Consider the following 290-nt stretch of genomic DNA (forward strand, 5'->3'; position numbering starts at 1 on the left):
ACTCACGAATACATCCGCACCGGACACCTCGATAGCAAATTTGGCTTCGATCCTAACCAATTAGAGGAAGTCTTTGCTTTTATCAGCCAGCAGTCAACTTTAGATTGTATCGGGTTGCACGCCCATATCGGTTCCCAAATCTTTGAGCGCCAACCCCATCACGATCTCGCAGGGGTTTTGGTTGAGTGGTTTAAAAAAGCAGCCACCAATGGATTGCCCGTCAAAGAGTTAAATGTCGGGGGTGGCTTGGGAATTCGTTACACCGAATCAGACGATCCTCCCAGTATTGA

The 290-nt window shown here is 47.9% G+C and carries 1 protein-coding gene; it reads left to right on the top strand.

Features of this window, described 5'->3' with window-relative positions; genetic code table 11:
* The coding region (locus FLQ44_RS02055; protein ID WP_439144894.1) for a hypothetical protein at positions 1-290 on the top strand (290 nt) is incomplete at both ends.

Origin of the sequence: Vogesella mureinivorans (assembly GCF_007644035.1) — a bacterium.
GTDB classification, from domain to species: domain Bacteria; phylum Pseudomonadota; class Gammaproteobacteria; order Burkholderiales; family Chromobacteriaceae; genus Vogesella; species Vogesella mureinivorans.